General features: G+C 52.4%; 1 protein-coding gene. It reads right to left on the reverse strand.

Annotated elements, in window-relative coordinates; translation table 11 throughout:
* Positions 1-438 precede the first annotated feature (438 nt).
* Positions 439-911 (reverse strand): phosphoribosylformylglycinamidine synthase subunit PurQ (locus QMM04_RS22770; RefSeq protein ID WP_282997143.1); only part of this gene is annotated, 473 nt, incomplete at its 5' end.

The following is a 911-nucleotide window of genomic DNA, read 5'->3' on the forward strand; positions in this document are numbered from 1 at the left end:
ATTTTATGAGCTCAACCGCAGTGCGGGGCAATCATAGACAGGAGAATGAGCAACGCAGTGAGTATAGCAACTATCGTGCCAGAAATGAAATAGCATTGATTATCAGAGTAATGCGAGGTGTGACGCAGTTTTTTTATGTAAAAGCGGACCGGCTGGTCTGGCGAAAGTGTCGCTGATCAGCAACGAGATAGAGTGTGAAAAATTGATCCAATATAAATCAATAAATTAAATGTCACCATTCAGCGACACATCTTTATCGTGTTTGTCGCTAATTTCCGACAATTTTGCGAGCCAGCCAAAGTAGGTCATGGCGTAATGGATTGAGTGAGTGAGTGAGTGAGTGAGTGAGTGAGTGAGTGAGTGAGTGAGTGAGTGAGTCTGGACCAGCTGGCCAAAAGAAAGGCCGCCTTGCGGCGGCCTCTGACGCGACTGGCTAAATTAGCCCAGCTGCTTACGTGCGTTACGGAAGATACGCATCCACGGGCTGTCTTCGCCCCACTCTGCTGGGTGCCAGGAGTTACTCACGGTGCGGAACACGCGCTCTGGGTGCGGCATCATAATGGTGACACGACCGCTTTCGTTGGTTACCGCAGTGATACCATTCGGCGAGCCGTTCGGGTTGGCTGGGTAATTTTCGGTCACTTTACCGAAGTTGTCCACGAAGCGCAGCGCCACCAGACCTTTGCTTTCCAGCTGAGCCAGATGCGCACCGTCACGCACTTCCACGAAGCCTTCACCGTGCGACACGGCGATTGGCATATGAGAACCGGCCATGCCGTCCAGCAGCAACGATGGGCTCGCAGCCACTTCGACCAGGCTGAAACGTGCTTCAAACCGCTCTGACTGGTTACGTACAAAGCGTGGCCACAGTTCGCTGCCCGGAATCAGCTCACGCAGATTCGACATCATCT

Source organism: Pantoea sp. Pa-EAmG (assembly GCF_030024295.1).
GTDB lineage: Bacteria > Pseudomonadota > Gammaproteobacteria > Enterobacterales > Enterobacteriaceae > Pantoea > Pantoea dispersa.